This window comes from Nostoc sphaeroides, from assembly GCF_003443655.1.
In the GTDB taxonomy this organism is placed as follows: domain Bacteria; phylum Cyanobacteriota; class Cyanobacteriia; order Cyanobacteriales; family Nostocaceae; genus Nostoc; species Nostoc sphaeroides.
On sequence record NZ_CP031941.1, the window covers coordinates 4,374,594 to 4,399,318 of the forward strand.

General features: G+C 42.3%; 28 protein-coding genes and 2 pseudogenes. 19 read left to right on the top strand and 11 right to left on the bottom strand.

Annotated elements, in window-relative coordinates; genetic code table 11:
• The first annotated feature begins 494 nt into the window (after positions 1–494).
• Positions 495–1,409 carry a M23 family metallopeptidase gene (locus D1367_RS19425; RefSeq protein WP_118167843.1) on the top strand — a complete coding sequence of 305 codons (915 nt, stop codon included), beginning with the start codon at positions 495–497 and terminating at the stop codon, positions 1,407–1,409.
• A 122-nt stretch (positions 1,410–1,531) separates the two neighbouring features.
• On the top strand, positions 1,532–2,071 hold the full coding sequence (locus D1367_RS19430) for a late competence development ComFB family protein (protein WP_118167844.1): 540 nt from the start codon (positions 1,532–1,534) through the stop codon (positions 2,069–2,071).
• A gap of 308 nt (positions 2,072–2,379) precedes the next feature.
• Here the strand turns inward: D1367_RS19430 and D1367_RS19435 are convergent, their stop codons facing one another.
• Both D1367_RS19435 and D1367_RS31010 read right to left on the bottom strand, forming a co-directional pair.
• Complete coding sequence (locus D1367_RS19435) at positions 2,380–3,402, bottom strand: L,D-transpeptidase (protein WP_267255643.1); 1,023 nt, start codon at positions 3,400–3,402, stop codon at positions 2,380–2,382.
• Between the two features lie 97 nt (positions 3,403–3,499).
• The gene (locus D1367_RS31010; RefSeq protein ID WP_181984890.1) at positions 3,500–3,661 is read right to left on the bottom strand and encodes a hypothetical protein; all 162 of its coding nucleotides are present in this window, start codon (positions 3,659–3,661) and stop codon (positions 3,500–3,502) included.
• Between D1367_RS31010 and D1367_RS31015 the strand changes: the two genes are divergently transcribed.
• The 3 genes from D1367_RS31015 to D1367_RS19445 all read left to right on the top strand — a co-directional run bounded on the left by D1367_RS31015 (position 3,660) and on the right by D1367_RS19445 (position 5,602).
• The gene (locus D1367_RS31015; protein WP_181984891.1) at positions 3,660–3,809 is read left to right on the top strand and encodes a hypothetical protein; all 150 of its coding nucleotides are present in this window, start codon (positions 3,660–3,662) and stop codon (positions 3,807–3,809) included. The genes D1367_RS31010 and D1367_RS31015 overlap by 2 nt on opposite strands.
• Before the next feature lie 367 nt (positions 3,810–4,176).
• Positions 4,177–4,833, top strand: a complete 657-nt coding sequence (locus D1367_RS19440; RefSeq protein WP_118167845.1) for a sigma-70 family RNA polymerase sigma factor — start codon at positions 4,177–4,179, stop codon at positions 4,831–4,833.
• A gap of 154 nt (positions 4,834–4,987) precedes the next feature.
• The gene (locus tag D1367_RS19445) at positions 4,988–5,602 is read left to right on the top strand and encodes an anti-sigma factor family protein (protein ID WP_118167846.1); all 615 of its coding nucleotides are present in this window, start codon (positions 4,988–4,990) and stop codon (positions 5,600–5,602) included.
• Positions 5,603–5,625: 23 nt separating this feature from the next.
• Here D1367_RS19445 and D1367_RS19450 read toward each other — a convergent pair whose 3' ends face one another.
• Positions 5,626–6,066 (bottom strand): gamma-glutamylcyclotransferase family protein, encoded by a 441-nt coding sequence (locus tag D1367_RS19450; RefSeq protein WP_118167847.1) that lies wholly within the window; start codon positions 6,064–6,066, stop codon positions 5,626–5,628.
• Positions 6,067–6,159: 93 nt separating this feature from the next.
• Complete coding sequence (locus tag D1367_RS19455) at positions 6,160–6,357, bottom strand: hypothetical protein (RefSeq protein WP_118167848.1); 198 nt, start codon at positions 6,355–6,357, stop codon at positions 6,160–6,162.
• A gap of 128 nt (positions 6,358–6,485) precedes the next feature.
• On the opposite strand from D1367_RS19455, the gene D1367_RS19460 reads away from it, so the two are divergent.
• The 3 genes from D1367_RS19460 (at position 6,486) to D1367_RS19470 (ending at position 10,254) form a co-directional block, all read left to right on the top strand.
• The gene (locus tag D1367_RS19460; RefSeq protein WP_100900715.1) at positions 6,486–6,863 is read left to right on the top strand and encodes a hypothetical protein; all 378 of its coding nucleotides are present in this window, start codon (positions 6,486–6,488) and stop codon (positions 6,861–6,863) included.
• Between the two features lie 253 nt (positions 6,864–7,116).
• The gene (leuS, locus tag D1367_RS19465) at positions 7,117–9,765 is read left to right on the top strand and encodes a leucine--tRNA ligase (RefSeq protein ID WP_118167849.1); all 2,649 of its coding nucleotides are present in this window, start codon (positions 7,117–7,119) and stop codon (positions 9,763–9,765) included.
• A 207-nt stretch (positions 9,766–9,972) separates the two neighbouring features.
• Positions 9,973–10,254, top strand: a complete 282-nt coding sequence (locus D1367_RS19470) for a protein rep (protein ID WP_244945025.1) — start codon at positions 9,973–9,975, stop codon at positions 10,252–10,254.
• A gap of 276 nt (positions 10,255–10,530) precedes the next feature.
• Here the strand turns inward: D1367_RS19470 and D1367_RS19475 are convergent, their stop codons facing one another.
• The 3 genes and pseudogenes from D1367_RS19475 to pdxA all read right to left on the bottom strand — a co-directional run bounded on the left by D1367_RS19475 (position 10,531) and on the right by pdxA (position 12,289).
• Positions 10,531–10,827, bottom strand: coding sequence for a helix-turn-helix domain-containing transcriptional regulator (locus tag D1367_RS19475; RefSeq protein ID WP_118167850.1), 297 nt, complete (start codon positions 10,825–10,827; stop codon positions 10,531–10,533).
• A pseudogene (locus D1367_RS19480) lies at positions 10,820–11,158 on the bottom strand (type II toxin-antitoxin system RelE/ParE family toxin). Before D1367_RS19480 ends, D1367_RS19475 begins: the two are co-directional and overlap by 8 nt.
• A gap of 39 nt (positions 11,159–11,197) precedes the next feature.
• Positions 11,198–12,289 carry a 4-hydroxythreonine-4-phosphate dehydrogenase PdxA gene (pdxA, locus tag D1367_RS19485; protein WP_118167851.1) on the bottom strand — a complete coding sequence of 364 codons (1,092 nt, stop codon included), beginning with the start codon at positions 12,287–12,289 and terminating at the stop codon, positions 11,198–11,200.
• 207 nt (positions 12,290–12,496) lie between these two features.
• Here pdxA and petM point away from each other — a divergent pair, with 207 nt between their 5' ends.
• Positions 12,497–12,601 carry a cytochrome b6-f complex subunit PetM gene (petM, locus tag D1367_RS19490; RefSeq protein ID WP_118167852.1) on the top strand — a complete coding sequence of 35 codons (105 nt, stop codon included), beginning with the start codon at positions 12,497–12,499 and terminating at the stop codon, positions 12,599–12,601.
• A gap of 40 nt (positions 12,602–12,641) precedes the next feature.
• Here petM and D1367_RS31020 read toward each other — a convergent pair whose 3' ends face one another.
• On the bottom strand, positions 12,642–12,845 hold the full coding sequence (locus D1367_RS31020; protein ID WP_181984892.1) for a hypothetical protein: 204 nt from the start codon (positions 12,843–12,845) through the stop codon (positions 12,642–12,644).
• A 54-nt stretch (positions 12,846–12,899) separates the two neighbouring features.
• Here D1367_RS31020 and D1367_RS19495 point away from each other — a divergent pair, with 54 nt between their 5' ends.
• The 5 genes and pseudogenes from D1367_RS19495 to D1367_RS19520 all read left to right on the top strand — a co-directional run bounded on the left by D1367_RS19495 (position 12,900) and on the right by D1367_RS19520 (position 17,380).
• Entirely contained in the window at positions 12,900–13,898 is a 999-nt protein-coding gene (locus D1367_RS19495; protein WP_118167853.1) for an SDR family oxidoreductase, read from the top strand.
• Between the two features lie 129 nt (positions 13,899–14,027).
• Positions 14,028–14,945 (top strand): NAD(+) kinase, encoded by a 918-nt coding sequence (locus tag D1367_RS19500; protein WP_118167854.1) that lies wholly within the window; start codon positions 14,028–14,030, stop codon positions 14,943–14,945.
• Positions 14,946–15,263: 318 nt separating this feature from the next.
• A complete protein-coding gene (gene nblR, locus D1367_RS19505; RefSeq protein WP_118167855.1) occupies positions 15,264–15,950 on the top strand; it encodes a response regulator transcription factor NblR in 687 nt (228 codons plus the stop codon).
• A 190-nt stretch (positions 15,951–16,140) separates the two neighbouring features.
• A pseudogene (locus tag D1367_RS19510) lies at positions 16,141–16,646 on the top strand (DUF192 domain-containing protein).
• Positions 16,647–17,152: 506 nt separating this feature from the next.
• Positions 17,153–17,380: a DUF2949 domain-containing protein gene (locus tag D1367_RS19520; protein WP_118167857.1), complete on the top strand. Its 228-nt coding sequence runs from the start codon at positions 17,153–17,155 to the stop codon at positions 17,378–17,380.
• A 466-nt stretch (positions 17,381–17,846) separates the two neighbouring features.
• On the opposite strand, the gene D1367_RS19525 is transcribed toward D1367_RS19520, so the two are convergent.
• The gene (locus D1367_RS19525) at positions 17,847–18,998 is read right to left on the bottom strand and encodes a pyridoxal-phosphate-dependent aminotransferase family protein (protein ID WP_118167858.1); all 1,152 of its coding nucleotides are present in this window, start codon (positions 18,996–18,998) and stop codon (positions 17,847–17,849) included.
• A 1,402-nt stretch (positions 18,999–20,400) separates the two neighbouring features.
• Between D1367_RS19525 and D1367_RS19530 the strand changes: the two genes are divergently transcribed.
• Positions 20,401–21,141, top strand: a complete 741-nt coding sequence (locus D1367_RS19530; protein WP_118167859.1) for a Uma2 family endonuclease — start codon at positions 20,401–20,403, stop codon at positions 21,139–21,141.
• A 20-nt stretch (positions 21,142–21,161) separates the two neighbouring features.
• Here D1367_RS19530 and D1367_RS32320 read toward each other — a convergent pair whose 3' ends face one another.
• Positions 21,162–21,350, bottom strand: coding sequence for an MAPEG family protein (locus tag D1367_RS32320; protein ID WP_225892189.1), 189 nt, complete (start codon positions 21,348–21,350; stop codon positions 21,162–21,164).
• Here D1367_RS32320 and D1367_RS33360 point away from each other — a divergent pair.
• From D1367_RS33360 to tsf, 3 genes are all read left to right on the top strand, one after another.
• The gene (locus D1367_RS33360) at positions 21,299–21,427 is read left to right on the top strand and encodes a helix-turn-helix domain-containing protein (RefSeq protein ID WP_225892456.1); all 129 of its coding nucleotides are present in this window, start codon (positions 21,299–21,301) and stop codon (positions 21,425–21,427) included. The two genes, D1367_RS32320 and D1367_RS33360, sit on opposite strands and share 52 nt — an antisense overlap.
• 192 nt (positions 21,428–21,619) lie before the next feature.
• Positions 21,620–22,414 carry a 30S ribosomal protein S2 gene (gene rpsB / locus D1367_RS19545; protein WP_118171584.1) on the top strand — a complete coding sequence of 265 codons (795 nt, stop codon included), beginning with the start codon at positions 21,620–21,622 and terminating at the stop codon, positions 22,412–22,414.
• A 217-nt stretch (positions 22,415–22,631) separates the two neighbouring features.
• Entirely contained in the window at positions 22,632–23,576 is a 945-nt protein-coding gene (gene tsf / locus D1367_RS19550; RefSeq protein ID WP_118167861.1) for a translation elongation factor Ts, read from the top strand.
• On the opposite strand, the gene D1367_RS32860 is transcribed toward tsf, so the two are convergent.
• The gene (locus D1367_RS32860) at positions 23,533–23,658 is read right to left on the bottom strand and encodes a hypothetical protein (protein WP_276469590.1); all 126 of its coding nucleotides are present in this window, start codon (positions 23,656–23,658) and stop codon (positions 23,533–23,535) included. The genes tsf and D1367_RS32860 overlap by 44 nt on opposite strands.
• A 178-nt stretch (positions 23,659–23,836) precedes the next feature.
• Here D1367_RS32860 and D1367_RS19555 point away from each other — a divergent pair, with 178 nt between their 5' ends.
• On the top strand, positions 23,837–24,682 hold the full coding sequence (locus D1367_RS19555; RefSeq protein ID WP_118167862.1) for a hypothetical protein: 846 nt from the start codon (positions 23,837–23,839) through the stop codon (positions 24,680–24,682).
• Positions 24,683–24,725: the final 43 nt, after the last annotated feature.

Sequence of the window (24,725 nt, forward strand, 5' to 3'; positions counted from 1 at the left end):
GTGGTTAAACCCCAACAGGTTTCTTTTGTTGCCTAACATTTGATACCTTGTGGCCTGCCACGAGAGCGTCTTTGCCATCAATCTAGTTAAATTTTAAGATTATTACCAATGTAATACACCTTGATATTTAGAGTTAACACCAATTCACTAAATTACAGTTACAAATCATCCTCCCTTGTCTCTTCCCCCCTGCCTTTATAAGGGAAATGCCGAAAACCCCTGAGAGACAGGTGCGTAAGCACCGTATCTCGTACTTCAGGCTCTTGATGAAGGCTAGTAGCACCGTTTACGGTGTTCCGATTTAATCTTTTTGGTGTGCAATGTACTCTATTACATTTTTCGTAGAAATATTACCAGCAGTTGAAACAAAATAGCTGGGTGTCCATGGATTTCCTAATATTTATGGTTTTCAACAACATCTACTTCAAACAGGAAACACTAGTAGAAATAAGCTAGTCTATTTTGCAACACAAGCAAGGGATTTTTGTAGCTCTATGATTATTGAGAATAGCGCTAATAGTTCAAACAAGAAGTTGCTCGATTTTAATGTCAAAGCAATAAATGTGTTAAAGGGAATATTTGCTGTTCTCCCTCTCACCTTGGCATTGCCTGTAGATGCTTTACAAGTCAAAATTATTCCAACTAATCCTAAATTAGGGGATACAATCTCGGTGGAGATTAATCGAGATAATCCCGATAATAGTACAAATCTAACAGTAGCTAGTGGTAATAATACATACCCAGCCTTTGAAATTGCTCCCAATCAGTATCGGGCTTTTGTTCCTACAACTCCGTTAGAAAAAGCTGGAACTAGAACACTGCGGGTTACAGGAGATGGTCAAGTACAAAACTTAGCAGTGAATGTGCTTAATCGCAAGTTCCCCGTACAACGCATTACTTTGCCACCCGGTAAAGCCGGAGTGGATGCCACAGAGTATGAACTAAAGCGCGTGGCAGCTTTTAAGGCACTACGAACACCAGAAAAGTATTGGAATGGAGTATTTCTGAAGCCAAATGCAGGGCGGATGAGTACAACCTATGGTGTACGTCGCTACTATAATGGTACATTTGCAAAAGACTACTATCATCGTGGTCTTGACTACGCTGGGGCTGCCGGTTCATCCGTAATTGCCCCAGCCTCTGGGCGAGTTGCTTTGGTAGGTAGGGTATCCCAAGGGTTTAGGGTACACGGTAACGTAGTTGGCATTGACCACGGTCAAGGAGTAACCAGTATTTTCATGCACCTGAGTCGTATTAACGTTAAAGAAGGTGATTTTGTGAAAGCTGGTCAACTAATTGGCGCAGTAGGTTCAACAGGTGCTTCTACAGGGCCGCACTTGCACTGGGGTCTCTATGTCAACGGACAATCTGTTGATCCAACACCTTGGCGAACTAAGGTCGTTAATTAGTAGAGGCGGAATTGATCGCGTCTGTGCATAATTTGTGTTTTTTTTTGCTGATAATTGGGCAAAATAAATTGAATTGATACCTTCCCTACCAAGCTTTGCTAACATAAATGATGATAAGTATTATGAGCATCGAAAAAATTGTAGAACAAGCTCTCCAGGATGGTTATTTGACACCAGCAATGGAAGCAGAAGTCGGTAGAATATGTGACAACGCCTCGGAACTCTCAATTGAAGAGTATATGGCGCTGGATCGGCTGATGGGTGCGCTATTAACTGGTGAGGTAGTGGCGGTACCTCGCAAACAATTCATTAACGTGATGGAAGAATTGGTACTGACAGAAGCGATCGCCCGAGTCGCAGAAATTGAAGCCACCAGCGAAAGTTCTCTAGATGTCGGCGATATTGCTGCCTACGCTCTCAATCGGCTACCACCTTTATATGCTACTACAGAAGAAGGTGCTAGCTTCCAGCGCCAAACGGCTCAGGCACAACTACAAGACTTAATTTCTCAGCAAGTAAGTGAGGCAATTAACCGTTACCTCGATCGACCCAATTTCTTCCCAGAACGGCAAGCCTTGGGCAAAAACACTGGAAATGAAGTTGTCCGCCAGGTTAGTGCTTTACTCCAAACTTATGCACCTAATTTTGAGCAAAAATTATAATTTTAAGAGTCATTAGTCATTGGTAACAAGTTAAGGTTATTAATTATTTGTCAATAAGCAATTGTGCTTAAAATGATGTCAAAAAATGGGGTTGTGAACACAATTTTTGAGTTAGCGATCGCCTAATTTTGATACGTATGATTCATACTTGCATCAAAATCCCAGTACAGTAGCCAAATTCATACCTGATTCTGTACTAAAACTTAAGCATAATTTCTAATTGACAAAATTAATGCTATTTTAAATTGTGACCAATGGTCATTAGTCATTTGTTTTAGACAAAGGACTCATGACTAATGACTTTACAATTATTCACGTACTAACACTTTTGTCCCTAAACTAACTTGCTCATACAATAATCGAACATCAGAATTACGCATTCTTAAGCAGCCGTGGGATACAGCCGTTCCTACCAGGTCAATTTCCGGCGTGCCATGAAAGCCAATTTCATTCCGTCCATCTGACCAAAAACCAATCCATCTGTCTCCCAAGGGGCTATCTGTACCAGCCTCAAATACTTTACCTGTAATCGGGTGACGCCAAATTGGATAGTGTCGCATGTGAATCACCTGGAAAGAACCTGTGGGCGTTTCCCAACCTTTCTTACCTATAGCGATTGGGTAGCTGGCTATCACCTCATCTTTTGCGTATACATAAGTCCGGCGATCGCTTAAATCAACCACCACTTGCGTCTTGGCATCTGCTACCCTACTAGATGGTACTTGTTGGGCTGAAGCCTTAGACCATAGAGCTTTTGGCCAACTATCTGTAACTGGATTTTGTCTTTCTGCTTGCGCCACCAGCCGCGTCTTAGTTGGTAGATCAGCTTCTTTGGCTACATTATTCTTAATGATTTGGGGCTGAGTTTGAGGGACAATTGCGCCGACATTAGTCCCTTTGGCTACATTCTTCTTAATTATTTCCGACTTACTTTGAGGCTTAATAGCAGAATACTTTAGTGTAGAAGCCCTGCGAGTAGTTGCTTTCGCTACATTTTTCTTAATTATTTCCGACTTACTTTGAGGCTTAATAGCAGAGGACTTTGGTGTAAACGCCCTCTGAGCAGTTGAGCCTTGGGCAACTTCATCAGGTGGCACAGATGCACCCAGTGCAATTTCCCCTAAACTCACTTGGGAAAGATTCTTGTAGACTCCCTCTGGGCGGCTTCCCTTCGGATTGGTTAGGGTAGAATCTCGCCGCATCGCAGTAGATGCAGACTTATCAGACTGCCGTTCTGCCGTAGTAATGCGCCAATGGACAGCTAAAGATAAAAATGCTGTGCCAAAACAGAGCAACATTACCATCCGCCCTACAGATTCATTTCTTACCATTGCCATCGCCTATTGTTTATCCCTGACATATCCAGCCGAGCAATTGGATGAGTTCATCATCCGATTATCAAAAATTTATCAATACTTATCATTTCCGTTATAAATCTGCCAACACCTCTGGGCAAACTAAAACTATGCAAATTGTCCCAGCAGCAAAACTCCCAATTTCTGGGGGTTGTAAGCCAATACTTAGACTTTCTGGTGCAACTTTTGAAATGTAGCAATCAATGATTAGTGGTGTATGTGGGAGAAAAACCATGTTTGAAAAACTATTGTTAGCAGTCACAATTACATTTTCCCTTAATTTCCTTTTTCAAGTTCGCGTACTAGAGCAACATAATGGTGCTACCTATGGGTTACAACCAGAACAATCAGCAACGATTCTGGTAACAAAACCAAAAAAATAAATCACCATTATAGTCACTACAGCAACCCAACTTCCAGAAATTAATACCTGAACTTTAAAGGTATCAAGAAGCTTGAATTACAAAATTTTTATCTTCATCCTTATAACCAGATTTAATTATTTTTATCAAGCGTATATACCCAGTTGCGAAAAATACTAAAATGTGCATATTGCCGCGCTTTTATTAATTAATGGGTTTTGGGCAGCTATGCCAGCAGTATAAGGAAAAAGTGGCCCTCCTTATTGCTATAAATGTAGCCAAAATTGTCTGCCTCAGTGTTCCAGTCAGAAATCCGTCACCTTAGCATGGAACTTCTGTCCCATTAGCAGGTCTAATAGATAGGGATGATTTAGAGCCAGTATGATCTATGAGTCAGTCGATCTCTGTATCCTGGTCAACGATTGATGCAAAGTATCCAGAAGCATCAGTGCAAGTTGACAAACTCCCTAACCACGATTTAATTTTGCGTTGTCAAGCGGGACTGCGACCAGATCGTGTTGCGTTTGCAGAACTATTACGCCGCTATCAAAGTCAAGTTGATAGAGTTCTATATCACCTGGCTCCAGATTGGGCTGACAGAGCCGATTTGGCTCAAGAAGTTTGGATTCGAGTCTATCGGAATATTAACCGATTACAAGAGCCTGCCAAATTTCGGGGCTGGTTAAGCCGCATTGCCACCAACTTGTTTTATGACGAGTTGCGGAAACGCAAGCGGGTAATGAGTCCTTTGTCACTGGATGCTCCGCGTTCGTTAGAGGATGGCGAGATGGATTGGGAAATCGCTGGCGATACTCCAGGGCCTGAAGAAGAACTGACAACTAGAGAATTTTACGAGCAACTGCGAGAAGCGATCGCGGATTTACCAGAGGTGTTTCGTACTACCATTGTCCTCAGAGAAATCGAAGGCATGGCTTATGAAGAAATTGCCGAAATAACTGGAGTTTCCTTAGGAACTGTAAAGTCAAGAATAGCCAGAGCTAGAACAAGGCTGCAAGCTCACTTGCAGAATTATCTAGATTCCTAACTTACAGTATCTTGCCTCTGCCCAATGGCAGAATTTAAGCATAGATTAAGAATTCCCACAACGTAGATTGCTTCTGTCCTTAGGAGGAAAATTGGCTAATTTCTCCGAATTTCCCGCCCAGTTTACCCGTGTATGAATTGGTAATAATGTTAAGATGACTACTGATTCTCAGTTTTCCGACCGTTCTCCTTTGCAACTTCCTCAAGATTTGTCAGATGGAATGGCCAATCATACCAATGAATCAACGGGTCTTATGGATATGGTGAAGCGCGATCGCTTCGAGTTATTGAGTGCTTATCTCGATGGTGAAGTCACAGCCACAGAACGCAAGCAAGTAGAAGAATGGCTGGCAAATGATGCCTCAGTTCAATGCTTGTATGCCCGACTTTTAAAGCTGCGCCAAGGCTTGCGGACTCTCCCAGTCCCAACAACCCAAGAGTCACCAGAAGCAACAGTTGAGCAAGTATTGACACGTTTGCGCCGCCGTTCCCGTTTAAACTGGATGGCGGGAAGTGCAGCCGTTGCTGCTTGTGTCATCGGTGCAGTATCTGGTTTAGTACCTATTGGTTCGAGAGCGCCGCAACTGGCACAACGACCACAAACAGAACCGATACAAACATCCTCAGCGTCGATAATTCCACCTTCCCCGTTGATGGTGGGACTAAATAACCCGGTAATTGAAATTCCGAAAGCAGCAGTAGCTTCTCCAGAAAATCCAATCTATCCGGTGCAGCCGCAACGCCATGACACCAAACAGGACATAAACTAATTGCATTAACAGTTCACAGATAATTACTTTGCGGTTAAACCATAGCCACTCCACCAGCCATCAGGTTGGAGGAAGCCTCCTAATTGGTTAACTCGGTCTAGAGTCATTAAATAAACCCAAGCCCAACTATAAGAGAGCGATTGTGGCTCATAAACCTCGATAATTTGTCGATTATAGAGGTTTTCTGGTGGTTGTCTATTGGGCTGGTAATCTTCCAGCACATCTAGTTCATTTAAAATCCTTGGGTTGGAAAAAGATAGTAAATATCCTTGAACTTGGCTATCTCCTAGCGTCATCGCTGGGTAGCCCATTGGCAAAGCAAACAATTTGCCTTGTACAAAGGCTCTTTTGACATCAACTACTTTGCCAGCACAGTATCTTTTGTAGTTAGCTTCACCGGGTTTGAGTGTGCCGTAAACAAAAACCCGCACCAAATCAGAAAATTTTATATTTGATTTAACCATCTGAATCGACAGCAATAAAAACCTATCATAGTGAATACCTTTAGATATTAATTCTAGAGGTATTTTTATTTACTCAGATTAATAGTTAAGCAATTAAGTACTACTCTTGCCCTTATTCCTGTCTAACTTCTCTTGAATAGCTTCTCTACAGAATTCAGGAGGGTTATCTTGTTGCTGCACTTCTTCTTTCATTTCCTTGGTAACTCTGAAACTAAGTTTTTCTGGCAAAGGTTTCTCTCTATCAGACTTAATCGGTTCTAAATTTTCAGGTTTACCTTTAGGGTTAGGCATTATTGAGAGATGTAAATATAGCTTGAGTGATGTGGAGACAAACCATTAGAGTGTTTAAACGGTAGGCAATAGACCGTGGAAAGTTGTTACCTACCGATACCACTTTTACAAATGGGTAATTCTATTTTATGTTCACACGTGCAGAACTCGAAATCAAAACCACTGCTGAGTTGAGAGACTTGTGTAGGCGTTACGGATTAAAGCCTACCGGGAATGGAGGCTACAAAACTAGTTGGATTGTCACATTGATGGCATTCCCACAGATAGCACTTGCTCAACTAAGACAGGGAAGAGGGTTGAAGTCACCAGGTTTTAGCGTTATTCAATTCCTTGAAGGGGTTGTAGATGAGATGAATTCACCTACTGATGAGCAAGCAGCGCTGATCAAGCTGACGATGGAAGGCAAAGCTATGAGCTATCCTGACAGATACGACCAAGAGAATTTGCTTAACTTGCACAAGGCTAAAATGCACCTTGAAATGGCGATTGGACTGTTAACCCAGTAAATCAGTTTAGAACCATAACACATCTAGTCCCCAGCATCCTAAGCTTAGGGACTTTTTTATGTCCTATATACCTCAACTTGTTGAACTTTAGAGATATAAGATAGATACAAATAGGGAGTAGAAAGAAATAGTAAATTGATTTTGTAAATTAAATTAGAAAATTACTAGACAGATAATTCCCTCAATATAGTGGCTCAAATATACTAGTAAGGTTCAAATACTAGAAAATTAGTAGAAGTAAAGTGTAACAGGTATGAAACCATTGGAAATACGTGATTCTGTTGATTCTCGATATAACCCAGCAGCAATTGAGGAAAAATGGCAAAAAACATGGGTAGAACTTGGCTTAGATAAAACGCCCACAGCTAGCAACAAGCCAAAATTCTACGCTCTTTCTATGTTCCCTTATCCATCGGGCAGCCTACACATGGGTCACGTCCGTAATTATACCATTACCGATGTGATTGCCCGTCTTAAACGAATGCAAGGGTATCGAGTAATACATCCAATGGGTTGGGATGCCTTTGGCTTGCCAGCAGAAAATGCCGCCATTGACCGTGGTGTACCGCCAGCAAAGTGGACTTATCAGAATATGGCCCAGATGCGGCAACAATTGCAGCGTCTTGGTTTATCCATTGATTGGGAATGTGAACTTGCTACTTGTTCACCAGATTATTACAAGTGGACGCAATGGATTTTCTTGCAGTTTTTGCAAGCGGGGTTAGCTTACCAAAAAGAAGCAGCAGTAAACTGGGACCCCATTGACCAAACTGTATTGGCAAACGAGCAAGTTGATAACGAAGGACGTTCCTGGCGCAGTGGCGCAATAGTTGAGCGCAAATTGTTGCGGCAGTGGTTTTTTAAGATTACCGATTACGCCGAAGAATTACTCAATGACTTGGATAAGTTAACAGGTTGGCCGGAACGCGTCAAATTGATGCAGGCAAACTGGATTGGCAAATCCACAGGCGCTTACTTGGAATTTCCCATCGTTGGGATAGATGAAAAAATCGCCGTGTACACCACACGTCCAGATACCGTTTATGGTGTCAGCTACCTGGTTTTAGCACCAGAACATCCCTTAACAAAGCGTGTCACCACAAAAGAACAACAAGCGGCGGTAGAAGTTTTTATTAAAGAGGTTTCCAATCAAAGTGAGTTGGAACGTACCTCTGAAGACAAACCGAAGCGGGGTATTTCCACTGGTGGGGTGGCAATTAACCCATTTACAGGGGAAGAAGTGCCGATTTGGATTGCTGACTATGTACTGTATGAGTATGGTACTGGGGCAGTGATGGGTGTACCAGCCCACGATGTCCGAGATTTTAAGTTTGCTAAAAATTACGACTTGCCAGTTGATTTTGTCATCGCTTCCCCAGATGATGTTGCAGGTTTTGACTTAACTCCAACATCAGAAATTGATGGAGTCACACAACTCATCCAAATTGAATATAACCAGGCATACACTGAACCAGGAATTTTAATTAATTCTGGGTCTTTTACTGGTAGGACTTCCACCGATGCCAAACAAGCGATAATTGAATACGCCCAACAACAAGGTTTTGGTAAAGTGCGGGTGCAATATCGCTTGCGGGATTGGTTAATTTCGCGGCAGCGTTACTGGGGCGCACCGATACCTGTAATTCACTGTCCTAACTGTGGAATAGTGCCAGTTCCCGACAAAGATTTACCAGTACAATTGCCGGAAGAGGTAGAATTTAGTGGACGTGGCGGTTCACCCTTGGCTCAGTTGGAAAGCTGGGTAAATGTACCTTGTCCAACTTGTGGCACTCCAGCCAAACGAGAAGCTGACACGATGGACGTTTTTATTGATTCTTCGTGGTATTTCTTGCGCTTCCCTGACGCTAAAAATGAACAACAGGTTTTTGATTCCAGTAAGATTAATGACTGGATGCCAGTTGATCAGTACGTGGGTGGGATTGAACACGCAATTTTACATTTGTTGTATTCGCGGTTCTTTACTAAGGTACTCCGGGACAGAGGATTATTGAACTTTGATGAACCCTTCCAACGCCTGTTAACTCAAGGTATGGTACAGGGTTTAACTTACCTAAATCCCAACAAGGGCGGCAAAGATAAATGGATTCCTTCTAATCTGGTAAATTCAGCCGACCCCCGCGACCCTGATACAGGTGAACCATTGCAACGTCTCTACGCCACCATGTCTAAATCAAAGGGTAACGGTGTAGCGCCAGAAGATGTAATTGCCAAATACGGTGTAGACACAGCGCGAATGTTTATCTTATTCAAAGCACCGCCAGAAAAAGACCTGGAATGGGATGAAGCTGATGTGGAAGGACAATTCCGCTTTTTAAATCGGGTTTGGCGTTTGGTGACAGATTATATTGCAGCTGGGGTATCCCGTAAGCAAGCCCAACTCGCTGATTTAACTAAGGCAGAAAAGGAATTGCGGCGGGCGATTCACACGGCTATTCAAGCGGTGACAGAAGACGTTGAAGACGAATATCAATTCAATACAGCTATTTCAGAATTGATGAAGTTAAGTAACGCCCTAACTGATGCTGACGGTAAAAATTCACCAATTTACGCAGAAGGTATTCGGACTTTGGTAGTATTGCTAGCACCATTTGCACCACACATTGCTGATGAATTGTGGCATTTATTGGGTGAAAGTAATTCAGTTCACACTCAAACTTGGCCATCATTTGACCCTGTTGCTTTGGTAGCTGATGAAATCACTTTAGTGATTCAAATTATGGGCAAAACTCGCGGCTCGATTCAAGTACCAGCAAAAGCAGATAAAGCAGCGTTGGAAAAATATGCCCGTGAATCAGAAATTGCCCAACGTTACATCGAAGGTAAGGAGATTAAAAAGGTAATTGTCGTGCCTGGAAAGTTGGTGAATTTTGTAGTTAGCTAAGTACAGCTTTGCATAAAATCGTGGCGAATTGAGGGCGGGGAGGGGTTGGGGGTGGGGTTATTGTACCTCACTCAACTGGAACCGCTATATTTCCCTAAATACTTTTACTGAGGCTTGATCGTATAACTTGCGTTACTTTGGGGCGTTGATACAAAGTGGCAGCAGTGCTTACGGATTGATTACCAGCCAATTGTTCATACTAGCGCGATCGCAAAGCATCATAACCCATCACTACTCATCCCAGAAATTCTCAAGTATCAGGTGAAAGAGTCAGATTTGGTGGGTGATAGAGAATGGTTTTTAGAGTTAACCCGTCAACTGCATAAAAGTAGAGCGATCGCTGTTGGGGGTATACTCAGGCAGTATATGCGCGAATTAGAGGAGAAAAACCAAGACCTCATTGATGAAAGTGAAGAGACAGACGAGGTGGATGGAGAAAGTTTGTATTTCCGATGGGAGCGCAAGTTACAAAGATTTAATATAGAGTGACATCAGCGATACAAGAATAGGTTCGATGATAAAGTCAAAGAGTCAAAGAGTCAAAGAGTTAAAGTAATAAATTAGAATTTTTATATATACTGTTAAATGACAGCTTCCAACATGAGGAAACAAAAAAACCCAGACAAACAACTAGTGAATGACTGGGATATGCAAATTAGCTTCACTCGAAATTAGTAAATAACTTCGAGAGGCAATTTATAAATTGTAAAAATAAATTGGTAAGGTATAAGACTGAGCGATTTAAACTGTCTTTAAAAAATCACCTCATACTGACTTCACTGTTACTGCTAGCTGTAATCCCAATGCCTCGAGTAATTTCTTCAGACAATAAAATTCAATTTCTCCTTGCTCAGATAACATCAAGTCGAGTTGCTCATAGCATTGCTTAACTGGCGCTGGAAACTGCTCAATTCCACCCTGTGCCTCAATCACATTTTTGAGCGCTTTTCCTAACATTTTAGGATCGCCCTCTTCTAGAAGTACTTCGATATAAGATGCTGCTTCTAATGGATCTTGGAGATGTTTAACTAGTCCTTCGTGATAGCTTGCACTTTTAGGCATTATCTCTACTCCTATAGTCTTTCCAATATTCCTGAGCTTTATCAACATCTTGTTTCTGAGTACTTTTATCTCCACCACATAAAAGAATAATAATTGTTATACCTTCTTGTCCAAAGTATATGCGGTAGCCTGGCCCATAGTCGATTCTAAATTCAAAAATACCTTATCCAATTGACTTACAATCACCTAAATTACCATCTTCAACTCGGTCAAGTCTGGCTCTTATTTTAGCTTTTGCTCTTCTATCTCGCAGAGAATCAAGCCACTCATCAAAAATATTTTTTCCATCTACTGTCAGATAATTCCTAATTTCTTTTGGTTGCACTTCCATGATTATTTGGACAAGTTTAGTTATAAATCATGAAATAATTCATAGTTTTCTCACCGCCAATCTTTGATTAACCAACTCAGCAGCTAAATGTATCGCTGCTTTCATACTCGTAGCATCAGCAATTCCCTTATCCGCAATATCAAATGCTGTTCCATGATCTGGTGAAGTCCGAACGAAAGGAAGACCTATAGAAGTATTAACTGCCCGATCAAACGCCATCAGCTTCACAGGAATTAAGCCTTGATCGTGGTAAAGTGCCAAGTAGCCATCAGCAGGATTTTGTACTAAAGAATTTCCATACCAAGCTTGACCAGGTTTAACCCACATCGTATCTGGCGGTATTGGCCCATCTAGCTGTAATTGTGGTCTATTTTGCCGCTCTTGCTCCAACCAGGGAATTAACCAATCTTGTTCTTCATGTCCAAGTTGTCCCTGTTCGCCACTGTGGGGATTTAAACCTGCGATCGCAATTCTCCCATTTTCTATCCCAAAATCTTTCTCCAAACACTCCACCAACAAATCCAATTTTTGTGTCAGCAACTGCGGTGTCAATGTATCACCTACTTGACGTAGAGGTATATGTGTGGTAGCTAGTAAGGTGCGGAGTGTCCAATTAGTATGGGGCGATCGCGCCACAAATAACATCCCAAAACGCTCAACACCTGACTTTTGCGCCAAAAGTTCCGTTTGCCCTGGATAATTATATCCTGCGGCTTTCCAAGCAGATTTAGCGATCGGCCCCGTGACAATAGCATCAAATTTACCAGCAAGTGTTTGAGCGATCGCACATTCCATATAGGCAAAACTAGCCGCACCACTGGCTGCATTACCTATTCCGGCAATAATTTGATCTTTAATTTCCCCATCTAACTGCACATGAATAACTGACAACTCGTCTGGATTTACCAAAGGTGCTAAATTCTCGATTAAATTCAGTTTGTGATAAGTTTGTCCCAGCAAATCCCGGTTTCCCACCACTGTCACGTCATATTTTTTACTAATTTCCGGTTCTGCTAAAGCTTTCAAAATCACCTCCGGCCCAATTCCCGCCGGATCTCCCAACGTCAACGCCAAACGCGGGCGATTATTTTTGCTAAAATTCACTAAATTATCGAAATTATTTTGATACATAAAATTTATTCATAATTATTATCATTAAACTTTCCCGCTATCCCTTGTTCTCCCGCTCTATAGTAGGGATTGCCCCCCAAACGAGTAGGGATTACTTGCTAAACTAGTTTAAGATTATTTACACAGGTCTAATTCTACAGCAACAATTTAAGAGCTTCTGATAGACCTAGTTTACACACACTAATTTGCATAAGGAGAATCACACCAATGGGCGGCGAACTTTTGAATGCAGCTCTATTGTCCTTCGGTTTAATCTTCGTAGGCTGGGGCTTAGGCGCGTTGTTACTAAAAATTCAAGGCACAGAAGAATAATTGAGTGCTGAGTTAGGAGTTAGGAGTTAGGAGTTAGGAGTTATTCTTCCCCTGCTCCCCCTGCTCCCCCTGCTCCCTCATCCCCCACTCCCCACTCCCCACTCCCCACTCCCCACTCCCCACTCCCCACTCCCTTTTTGATCGAAATGAAAAAAAGCTTGTCCGGTAAACGGACAGCAATTTTCCCATGAGTCTGTCCATAACAAACGATTTTCTTAGAAAAGATGTAAAGTTTTGTTTGCATAGGTTATTCTGATAACATTCTTTTCATAAAACATTAAAATTTATTACAACCCTCATGACATTATTAATCGTCGGTGCCACTGGCACCTTAGGAAGACAAGTGGCTCGTCGTGCAATCGATGAGGGATATAAAGTACGCTGTCTTGTCCGAAGCAGTAAAAAAGCAGCTTTTCTCAAAGAATGGGGTGCAGAACTCGTACCCGGAAATTTGCGTTACCCCGATACCTTAGCCGAAGCTTTAGTTGGTGTAACCCAAGTTATTGATGCGTCAACATCTCGTCCTACAGATTCACTGAGTATCAAACAAGTGGACTGGGACGGTAAAGTAGCATTGATTCAAGCAGCAAAAGCAGCAGGTGTAGAGCGTTTTATCTTCTTTTCGATATTAGATGCTGATAAATACCCAGAAGTGCCGCTAATGGAAATTAAGCGATGTACAGAACTCTTCTTGGCTGAGTCAGGCTTGAATTATACCATCTTGCGGCTAGCTGGGTTCATGCAAGGATTAATCGGTCAGTACGGGATTCCCATTCTGGAATCACAGCCAGTTTGGGTAACTGGTAATTCTTCTCCCATCGCCTATATGGATACTCAGGACATTGCTAAGTTTGCAATCCGTGCATTGAGTGTACCCGAAACGCAAAACCAAGCTTTTCCTGTAGTCGGTACTCGTGCTTGGAGTGCAGAAGAAATCATCAACCTATGCGAACGTTTATCTGGAAAAGATGCCAGAGTAACGCGAATGCCAATAACCTTGCTACGTGCTGTGCGGGGCTTAATGCGGTTCTTTCAGTGGGGATGGAACGTTGCAGACAGGCTAGCATTTACAGAAGTATTGGCTAGTGGTAAAGAGTTAAATGCTTCAATGGATGATGTATACAAAGTTTTTGGCTTAGATCCGCAACAAACCACAACCCTAGAAAGCTATCTACAAGAGTACTTCAGCCGAATAATGAAGAAGCTCAAAGAGTTAGATTACCAGAAAAATAAAAATAAAAAGCAGAAACCTAAAAAAACTCCTTTTAAAGAGTCTTCAAAAGCCAATAGTCAATAGTCATTACAAAACAGACATTAGTCGTTAAATTCTAGACTCTGGATATTTGACTCTAGATTAATGACTACATGACCAAAATGTGTAAGGATTACATAATAAAGAGCATCGCCTAAACTTGGATATTTGAGTGTGCCGAAAGCAGGCATTATCTACAATGACGTTAAACCGATAGCGGGCCGTGTCGCTATCGAGTTGAAAGACAAGCTAACCGCAGCCGGTTGGGATGTGTGTGTCACATCGAGTATCGGTGGAATATTGGGCTACTCTAACCCGGATAGTCCTGTATGCCACACCCCCATTGACGGTCTAACGCCCCCTGGTTTTGACTCGGATATGGAGTTTGCAGTGGTATTAGGAGGAGACGGTACTGTTTTAGCAGCGTCCCGTCAGGTGGCCCCCTGTGGTATTCCACTGCTAACAGTGAATACTGGGCACATGGGATTTTTGACAGAAACCTTCCTGAATCAATTGCCCCAAGCACTAGAACAGACAATGGCGGGTGAGTATGAAATTGAAGAACGAGCCATGCTCACCGTCAAAGTATTTCGGGGAGAAGCAGTGCTTTGGGAAGCCCTCTGCTTGAATGAAATGGTACTACACCGCGAACCTTTGACATCTATGTGCCATTTTGAAATTGCCATAGGGCGTCATGCAGCAGTAGATATTGCAGCAGATGGTGTAATTGTTTCTACGCCTACTGGTTCTACAGCTTACTCATTGAGTGCTGGTGGCCCAGTTATCACCCCTGGCGTACCTGTTTTACAGCTAGTACCCATTTGTCCCCATTCCCTAGCTTCTAGAGCATTAGTATTTCCAGATACTGAATCGGTCAACATTTACCCAGTCAACATTCCTCGGCTGGTAATGGTGGTGGATGGTAATGGAGGCTGCTATGTACTACCAGAAGATAGAGTATATATGGAGCGATCGCAATATAGTGTTCGATTTATTCGCCTGCAACCGCCTGAGTTTTTCCGAATTCTCCGAGAAAAATTAGGTTGGGGTTTACCACATATCGCTAAACCAACTTCGGTAGAATTGCCTTAGTTAGGAGTTAGGAGTTAGGAGTTGGGAGTTGGGAGTTGGGAGTTATTTTTACCCTTTTTTCCCCATTTTCCTCTTCTCCACTACCCAGTTCGGTGATTTCCTTCCAGAATTACTGGTGTAAGGATGGTATTTGGATTTAGTTATTAAGATTGCATCCCAGAATTAGATGGGTGACACCTGAACGTGCTAAAAGATTCTTAGCAGCGTGTCAAATCAGGATTGCTCCATCACTAAAAACTCGTAATTGCACTTTATAACTGATGTAAAGATTTTCTCTGGAATATCTTTACAATCCCAAATCCAATATCCCAAATTGTTATGACAGTTGCTCCAAGTCCCTGTGTTTTGGTGATTGAAACCGATGAGAGCCTAGCAAATCAGCTTTCTTGTGATTTGCAAGAAGCCGGCTATGAATCAATTTTGGCTCATGATGCGACCAGTGGCTTACAACACTGCCGCGATCGCCAACCTGCTTTAATTGTTTTAGACCGGATGCTAGCAGGAGAATCAGGACTCTCATTGTGCAAAAATCTGAGAAGCACTGGTATGCGATCGCCTGTGTTAATTTTAATGGCAAGGGATACAGTCGATGATCGTGTAGCTTGTCTAGAAGCAGGAGCGGATGATTACATCCTCAAGCCTTATCGCTCAGAAGACTTTTTGAAGTTGATTCGGCTCTACTTAAAACCTGATTTGGATACCACGGAGCAGTTACGCTTTGGGGAGCTAATTTTAGATATAGCAACTCGCCGTGCCATACATAGCGGACGGACAATTGACTTAACAATGAAGGAATTTGAACTATTAAAATTCTTAATGGAACATCCCCGTGAGGTATTAACCCGCGAACAAATTTTAGAAAATGTTTGGGGTTATGACTTTCTGGGCGAGTCGAATGTAATTGAAGTGTACATCCGCTACTTGCGCCTAAAAATTGAAGATGAAGGACAAAAGCGCCTCATTCAAACGGTGCGAGGCGTAGGATACGTTTTGAGAGAATCTTAGTATACTGTGACGGAAGTTTACAAAAGAAGATAGGAGGCAGATAGCGTAGCCTAAAGCCAACTCTTGGAGACGCTGCGCCAACGGCATGGCAACGCTATGAGCGGCCCCCTGAAGGGACGAATAAAATCCGTGAGTTTTCTAGCTTAAATTCTGTAAAATTGAAATCTAAATTACAAAATAAAAAATAATTATGACTCATCGACTAAGTTTGCTCTCAATGTTGCTGAGTATTTTCCTGATGGGCTGTTCTGTGCCAACAACAGCTAAACCTCCCAGCCCCACATCTGCTTCTCAAACTCCAGCAGCAGAAAGTTTAGGTCAAAACTACCAATTTCTGCTAAAGCCATTGTTCCTAATGGCACAATCATTCAGTTAGAAGTGGCGCAGACACCACAACAGCAAGCTATGGGGTTGATGTATCGACCAGCTTTGCCAGATGACCGGGGGATGTTGTTTGGGTTCCCTTCACCACAACCAGTTAGTTTCTGGATGAAGAATGTACCTGTGGCCTTGGATATGGTATTTTTACAAAACGGAGTCGTTAAATATATTCAGGCTGCTGCACCTCCTTGTGCAAGTGATCCTTGTCCTACCTATGGGCCCAATACACCAATCGATAAGGTGATTGAACTTCGCTCTGGCAGAGCTGCCGAGTTGAATTTGAAAGTGGGCGATATTGTCAAAATTGAGCCTTGAGACTTCGGTGCTTTGCAGGGATAAAGATTTGGATGATTGCTCTGTTCAGAGCCTATACTATCGGAATCTATATTTTTTTTGTAAAAAATGGCACGTCCTATGGTAAAAATCCATCTGTAACGCTACTATTTAAAAACTGTGGTAATAATGTAAAATTCTACTGTCTCCAACCTGAAATCGCAGTCTTAAGGTTTGGCAAAAATATTCCCTTGGGCGTAAGTGTAAATAGTCGCCAATAAGAGAGTATAGGCTATGAAATCTTTGTTACTACTTATGTAATTAAATAACGCACAAAAGTAAACAAAATGGAGCCAATTTAACTAAATAAAAATACTGCTTGAAAATTGAGCAGATAATTTGTACGAAAATTTCTATTTTTCAGAGTTTCTATGATTTGCCTCTGTTAAAGCCAAATCAAAAAAAGTCTGCTGGGGTGTATGGCCGATAACGGCAAAGTGACAGATAAAATACTGGCTACTGGCTACCAAGCAATGGTGAACTGATATATGACAATACATTCTGCACAAGGAGGTGAGACACAAATGGCACCATCAAAATATTCTCGACTGATTAATTTTTTGCAAGAAGATTTGGCAATTTCCACAGCATCGCTGGCGGTGGCGCTTCGGCATCGGGAGCAAGACCCAGGCCCTTTGGCAATGATTCTTTGGCAGTATGGTTTGATTACTCTAGAGCAATTAGACCAAATTTATGATTGGCTGGAGACGGCATAGGTCAGCCCCTTTGGGGAAGTCAAAAGTCACCCTTCGGCTGCGCTCAGGGTAAAAGAGTCAAAAGTCATAATAATTTTGGATTTTGGATTTTGGATTTTAAATTAAAAGTCTCTACCAAAAGGCTGTTATCAGAATCTGAAAGAATACTATTTATACCAATTTAGTATCATGCTAAGTTGCCAAATTTAGTTTTGTTTGGGGTCAAATAAGGTATCCGACTGTCTCCAGAGCAAATAATACTATTTAGAGCAACTTGGTATAATTTATGAGAATTGGGACGTATCACACTCACTCTACCTTGTGCAAAGGTCGATATATACGTTTATTAACTTTGGCTGTTTTTACTCATTTATATACAAATTAAAAGAGCGAAGTTTTATTATCAACTCGCTCTTTTGATTTGTCCTTTGTCCTTTGCAAATGACCAATGACCAATGACCAATGACCAATGACCAATGACCAATGACTATTGTGTAAACACTCTAACTGCTGCCGCTATACCAGATCCAGGGGTGAAGTCTTCGTAGCCAAGTTCGCTTAGGGTAACTTCTAAGGATGCTATACAGCTAAGAATATCGCGATCGCTCACAAAGCCCAAGTGACCAATGCGGAAAATCTTATTACTCAAATGGTCTTGACCACCTGCTAGGGCAATATCAAAGCGTTTTTTCATGAATGACCGAATCTTATCCGGTTCAATTCCTTGTGGTGCGACAGATGTAATCGCCGGACTAGCGGAACTATCTGCTGCAAACAGGGGTAAATTTAACCCTTGAATGGCGGCGCGGGTAGCATTTTTCAGCCGTTCGTGTCGAGCAAATATTGACTCTAAACCTTCCTCTTTCATGATTCGCAACGTGGTGTGTAACGCTACAATCAAGTTCACAGGCGGAGTAAATGGAGTTGTATTTTTGGCTGTGGCTTTGCGATATTTGCCTAAATCCAAATAATATTTCGGTAGCTTCGCAGTTTTGTAAGCTTCCCAAGCTTTGGGGCTGACAGAGACAAAACCCAATCCCGGCGGAATCATATAACCTTTTTGGGAACCGGACGCTACTACATCCAAGCCCCAAGCATCCACAGGTAGATTGAACGCACCCAAGCTAGTGACAGCATCAACGATAATTAAAGCTTCACCGTGTTCTTTTACATGGCGGTTGATGGTTTCTAAATCATTCAAAACACCCGTCGAGGTTTCACTGTGGGTGATGATTACGGCTTTAATTTGCTTTTGAGTATCTGCTTGGAGTTTTTCGGCGAATACTGCGGGGTCTAAGGGTTTTCCCCATTCCACCTTAACTTCTTCTACATTCAAACCGTAGGCTTGACCTATTTCTACCCAGCGTTCGCCAAATTTACCATTAGAACCAACTAAAATGCGATCGCCTGAAGAGAGAAAATTAATTATTCCCGCTTCTACAGCACCCGTACCACTCACATTCAGCGTTAGTACATCACTTTGAGTTTGGTGCAGCCATTTAAGATTTTCCGTCACCTCTGCCAATATATTGCTAAATTCACTGGTGCGGTGTCCAATCGGATGCTTGGCTAATGCCAGTAAGGCAGCTTCTGGCACCGGGGTTGGGCCTGGAATCATTAGCATCAGCTTATCGTTCATGTGTCTATCCTAAAAGTAAAATAAAAGTCAAAATTGTGGGAAGTTGGTTAAGTTCTGGTAGCAAATCCTAGATATTCATCTACAAATTCCACTCAGTTCGTCACCAGCCTTGTTGTATATTTTCCAAATCTATAGGAAAAGTATCGTGGTTAACAATCGGTCAGCTTGACCTTTGCAATTTATACGAGATTCCAACTCAGATAAAACCTCTGTTCCAGGCAATCTTACCACACACTTAGACGCCAGGTTAAGGCGTTTGCTTGTAGGAGAGCGGCTATTATAACCAAGGGTGAAACGTCTATCTAGATGAGGCACAGGTATAGTAAATTCTTAAATCTTACCCATAATCCGCCTCTGTTGTTTTTATATAAACATGCTAAATCATTTTGAATATCGCGGAAATCGTCAGTGAAAAAGCTGTGTTTTGCTTCAACGAAGGAAGTAACCGCCTACACTATGCGGAAGGGTTGGATGTCGCCGTTTGCTAAGAGATATAAGATACCTAACCCAAACTTTTCAATCTGCTTGGGTCGAACATTTGTTCTTAGCTTGCCATCCTCTAAAGAGTACTTCTATCCATTGAGTATCTGATAATTTATTCCCCTCCAAATCGCTTCGATGCCAAGATCAAAAACTTATCTGGCTTACTCGATAGCAATTTTCTACTGATGCTTTCCGGTTCATTTGCTGCCAATTTTGAAAGATGTATGCTGCTAATTGCTGCACATTTTAAAACTGCACTCAGTGGTAGGCGATAGCTAATAAACTATAAGTTTTTATACTATACTTAGAAAATTGGTACAATCGTGCTTTGTCTTGTTAGTTACCATTCATGGTGAGTCGTTTTTAACTAGTGTTCAGTTCATAAACTGTCACTCACCAGATCCCCCGTATTCTTGCAAAAGAGATATTCTTAGTTAGTGCAAGGAGTGATACCATTTCACCACATGTTTGTCACAAGTTATCCCCGCAATACTCCCTGCCAAGGGAGTGTTGCAGATTTCAAATGTTGCATCAAACGAGTGAGCTGGTATAAGCTTTTACGGGGAAGCGCTTGAGTGAGCAAAACTCTCAAGCGCTTTTTCGTGTATAAATAAAACAGTTCGACTCTCTGGAAGATAATAGAGATGTGAGGCTCAGATACCTCAAAATCCCAAGGAGTTGTACAACTCTAATTTTGTTGACAAAGCAGAGAAGAACACCCAAAAATTTGATTATACTCAAAACGACTGATTGCTGGACTTTTGCCTGGGCAAAGAAAATTTTGCCTGTTAATCTATTAGGGATTTTAGAACTAAAGCTCTAACCCGTTTTTAGTATATGTTTTGAAAAGCTTGCACATTCCAAATTAGGGAAAACTAAGCTTGCTCTACAATAATCTTGTAGCACTGAGTTTACAACCATGACCGCTACTTTACCTGTTAGTGTCGAATCAGATATCTTCTACCCCAGTGCTGATAGTCAACCAGTGGCAGAAACTTACGATCACCTTTATGCTTTATTAACTACCTTAGAAGTCCTGAAACAGTATCTAGCAAATCGTCAGGCAACAGTATTGGGAAATCAATTTCTTTACTATGCACAAGGCTTTCCCAAGTTGCGGGTAGCCCCAGACGTGATGGTGATTTTTGATGTTGCACCCGGCGGTCGGGACAACTATAAAATTTGGGAAGAGGGTCAAGTACCCATAGTTATTTTTGAAATGACATCCTTTAGTACTAAGGGACAAGACGAAATCTTCAAAAAGACTCTCTATGAGCAACTAGGTGTCAAAGAATACTGGCTATTTGACCCTAAAGGCGAGTGGGTGGAACAACAGTTACGTGGCTATCGTCTGCGAGGAGAAATTTACGAATCTATACAAGATGGACGCAGTGAACCCTTACAACTACGCTTGGTAGTTGAGGAAAGGCTAATTGGGTTTTATAGAGAGGATACAGAGGAAAAATTACTGATACCTGATGAACTGGTAGAGGCTTTAAGGCAGGAAATTTTAGCAAGACAGCAAGCAGAAGAACTGGCAGAACAGGAACGTCAACGAGCTGAACAGGAACGTCAACGAGCTGAACAGGCAGAATTGCAGATAGAACAATTAAAGGCAAGATTGCGATCGCTCAATGTAGACCCCGATACTATTGAGTAAGACACAGGGTTATCCCTAAACTATAAAAATTGCTGCACGCTGTAGTAAAGACAAGCCAGACTACCGACGATATAAACTAGCCAAGTTCCAAAAAAACCGATCGCCCTGCCCGGTGATGGCCCATAGGTAACAACTGTTACAAAACCAAAAGCGATCGCTGGCACAGGTAGCCGCAGAAGCCGGATTTGGTAACCAGAGTCAGATGACATCTGTGTTTCAACGAATGTTACACACAACTCCCAAGCGTTATCAGCAAGAAACGAGTAGTATTTTAGGCCATACATGAAAACGTTATGGCGTGTCCAGTTGTTGAGTGGGGAACGCTATTTTCTCGCCCCTCATCTCAACCAACTATAACTATTCAGAATATGCTAACCTAGTAAAGTTAACTAATCTCGCACATCTGAGAATTCGGGTGTTTCCCAGTTGGGAAATGCACTTGGATGGAGGTTTAACCCGAATCGGAGTTGAAAAATATATGCCAGTAGTTTCATTGGCTCAAATGATGGAGTCAGGGGTTCACTTTGGGCATCAGACCCGGCGTTGGAACCCAAAAATGTCTCCTTACATTTATACTTCCCGCAATGGTGTGCATATTATCGACTTGGTGCAAACTGCCCAGTTGATGGATAATGCTTACAACTACATGCGATCGCACGCAGAACAAGGAAAGAAATTTCTTTTTGTCGGCACCAAGCGCCAAGCAGCTGGAATTATTGCCCAAGAAGCTAGCCGTTGTGGTTCCCACTACATTAACCAACGCTGGTTGGGCGGAATGTTGACCAACTGGGCAACCATCAAAACACGGGTAGATCGTCTGAAAGATTTAGAACGCCGTGAAGAAACTGGCGCACTAGATTTATTACCGAAAAAAGAAGCATCAATGCTACGTCGGGAAATGACGAAGCTTCAGAAATACTTAGGCGGCATTAAAACAATGCGGAAAGTGCCCGATATCGTGGTAATTGTAGACCAACGGCGGGAATATAACGCAGTTCAAGAATGCCAAAAGCTGAATATTCCAATTGTATCCATGCTGGATACAAACTGTGACCCCGATGTAGTAGATATCCCCATCCCGGCAAACGACGATGCTATCAGGTCAATTAAGCTGATAGTCGGAAAATTGGCGGATGCCATTTATGAAGGTCGTCACGGTCAGCTTGAGGCTGAAGATGATTACGAAGATTACGACGGTAGCGAGTATGACGATGACTACGAAGAAACCGAATATACTGACGCCGTAATTCCCGACGAGGAAACAGAGGAATAAGTAAAGCAGGGGTCAAGGAACTGTCCGAAGTAGGGCGGTGGCTGGCACACTAGCAGCAAGCCGCCCTAGAAAAACGGCAAATCGTAGGCTAAGGTAGAGGCAAAAAAGTCATACCTTATAACTTCATTATTTTTTCTACCCCAGCCCTGAGTAAGATAGAAATACTCAACACCCGTGAGCGATTACAACTCGAGGTCAAGTTAGGAATTGAGGCAACATGGCGGAAATATCTGCAAAACTCGTCCAAGAGCTACGCCAAAAAACTGGTGCCGGCATGATGGACTGCAAAAAGGCGCTGATAGAGACTGAAGGGAACGTAGAAGAAGCCGCAGACTGGCTACGAAAAAAGGGCATCTCTAAGGCGGGGGCAAAAAGCGATCGCATTGCGGCAGAAGGTCTAGTAGACACTTACATTCAGCCCGGTGGTCGAGTGGGTGTACTCATAGAAGTAAACTGCCAAACCGACTTTGTTGCTCGTAACGAGGCTTTTAAAGCTTTAGTTAAGAATCTAGCAAAGCAAGCAGCGACTGCTGATAGTGTTGAGTCTTTGTTGGTTCAACCCTATATTGATAATGAAAATGCGACTGTAGAAGAATTCATCAAGCAAACCATTGCCACTCTCGGTGAAAATATTCAAGTGCGTCGCTTTGTCAATTTTGCATTAGCAGAAGACACGCAAGGTGTAGTAGACAGCTACATTCACACTGGCGGTCGAGTTGGTGTATTGGTAGAACTGGGTTCTCAAACTGAGTCAGCAGCTACCAATCAAGAGTTCCAAACCTTGGCACGGAATACTGCAATGCAAGTTGCAGCTTGTCCAAATGTCGAGTATGTGAACGTAGACCAAATCCCCGCCGAAGTTGCCCAAAAGGAAAAAGACATTGAAATGGGCAAGGATGATTTGGCGAACAAGCCAGATAACATCAAAGAAAAAATTGTTCAGGGACGGATTGAAAAACGCCTGAAAGAACTGACTTTGCTGGATCAGCCTTACATTCGCGATCAAAGTATTTCCGTGGAAGACCTCTTGAAGCAAGCGAAGGCGCAACTAGGCGAAGACATTCAAGTGACCCGCTTTGTCCGCTATATACTGGGCGAAGGCATTGAAAAGCAAGAAATTAGCTTTGCTGATGAAGTTGCTGCACAAATGGGCAGTAAGTAGAGACGCGATTAATCGCGTCTGTACAAGAGTATTGAGTAGAGACGCGATTAATCGCGTCTGTACAAGATAATTCATAACTCATAATTTTTAACTCCTAACTGCTTAAAGGACAGGTCAAGCAAATAGCCTGACCTGTGTTTTTTTATTAGAGACGCGAAATATCGCATTTAATTTAAAATCTAAAATCCTCTGGAAAGTTATCCTAAAATATTTGTACATTTGTACTATGTAATAGTTCACATGGACAAGAACGAAAAGATATGGCAAGAGCAATCGAGCGAATTGAACGGGATATTGCAGGAATAAAAGAAGCGATTCGGGCGATCGCAGTAGAACTACAAAGCGCTTATGCTAGTTATCTAAACACCTTGGGGCTAGCTGTACGAAAACAGTTGATTCTGGCGAGTTACCACCTTTGTACTCAGGGGTATCCTGAAAACTTTCTGAATTTGTCATTGAATCAGCGTCAACAATTGCAACAAGCCATCCGCAAGTTGGGGCAAGTGGCTGCGGAGCAGTTGCTTGCTTGTATGAAAAGTGAGGAAGTTGGAGGAGATGAGGGGGATGAGGGGGATGAGGGAGATGAGGAAGTAACATCCTCTTTATTTTCTGGACTTCTCGATACTTCTAATTCTCAGTCTTTCACTGCCGACACCTCTAATCCTATAGAACTAGTAAAATGGCAACAGAACTTAGAAGAGGTCACGCAAGAGATACTGAAAAAACTTTCGCATGATGCTAATGTTTTAATACAAAAGTCTGGGGTATTACCTAAAAAATTACCAGAACCGATTTTAGCAGCAGCTGCGGCGGCGGCATCAGAAGCGTCTGGTGAGGTCATGCCAGGGCCACCCAACTTATTAAACTTAGTAATTGAAATTGAAAATGAGCAGCAGTCAGAAGATTCTGGACTAACGCAAGTTATGGCTATTAACCTGCGGCTAGGAGAAATTGAATTTGCTGATGTGACACTCTCATCTGAGCGCAGGCAAATTCGCAGTATTTTAGTTCAGCTAAACAAGCTAGGACGAGAGTATCAAAAGAAACATCGAGAAAGAGCGATCGCTGAAGCTGAAGCTGCATGGCGTGCTAGTTGGTTTGAATAAAGTTATGAGTTATGAATTATGAGTTATGAGTTATTAATTCCTA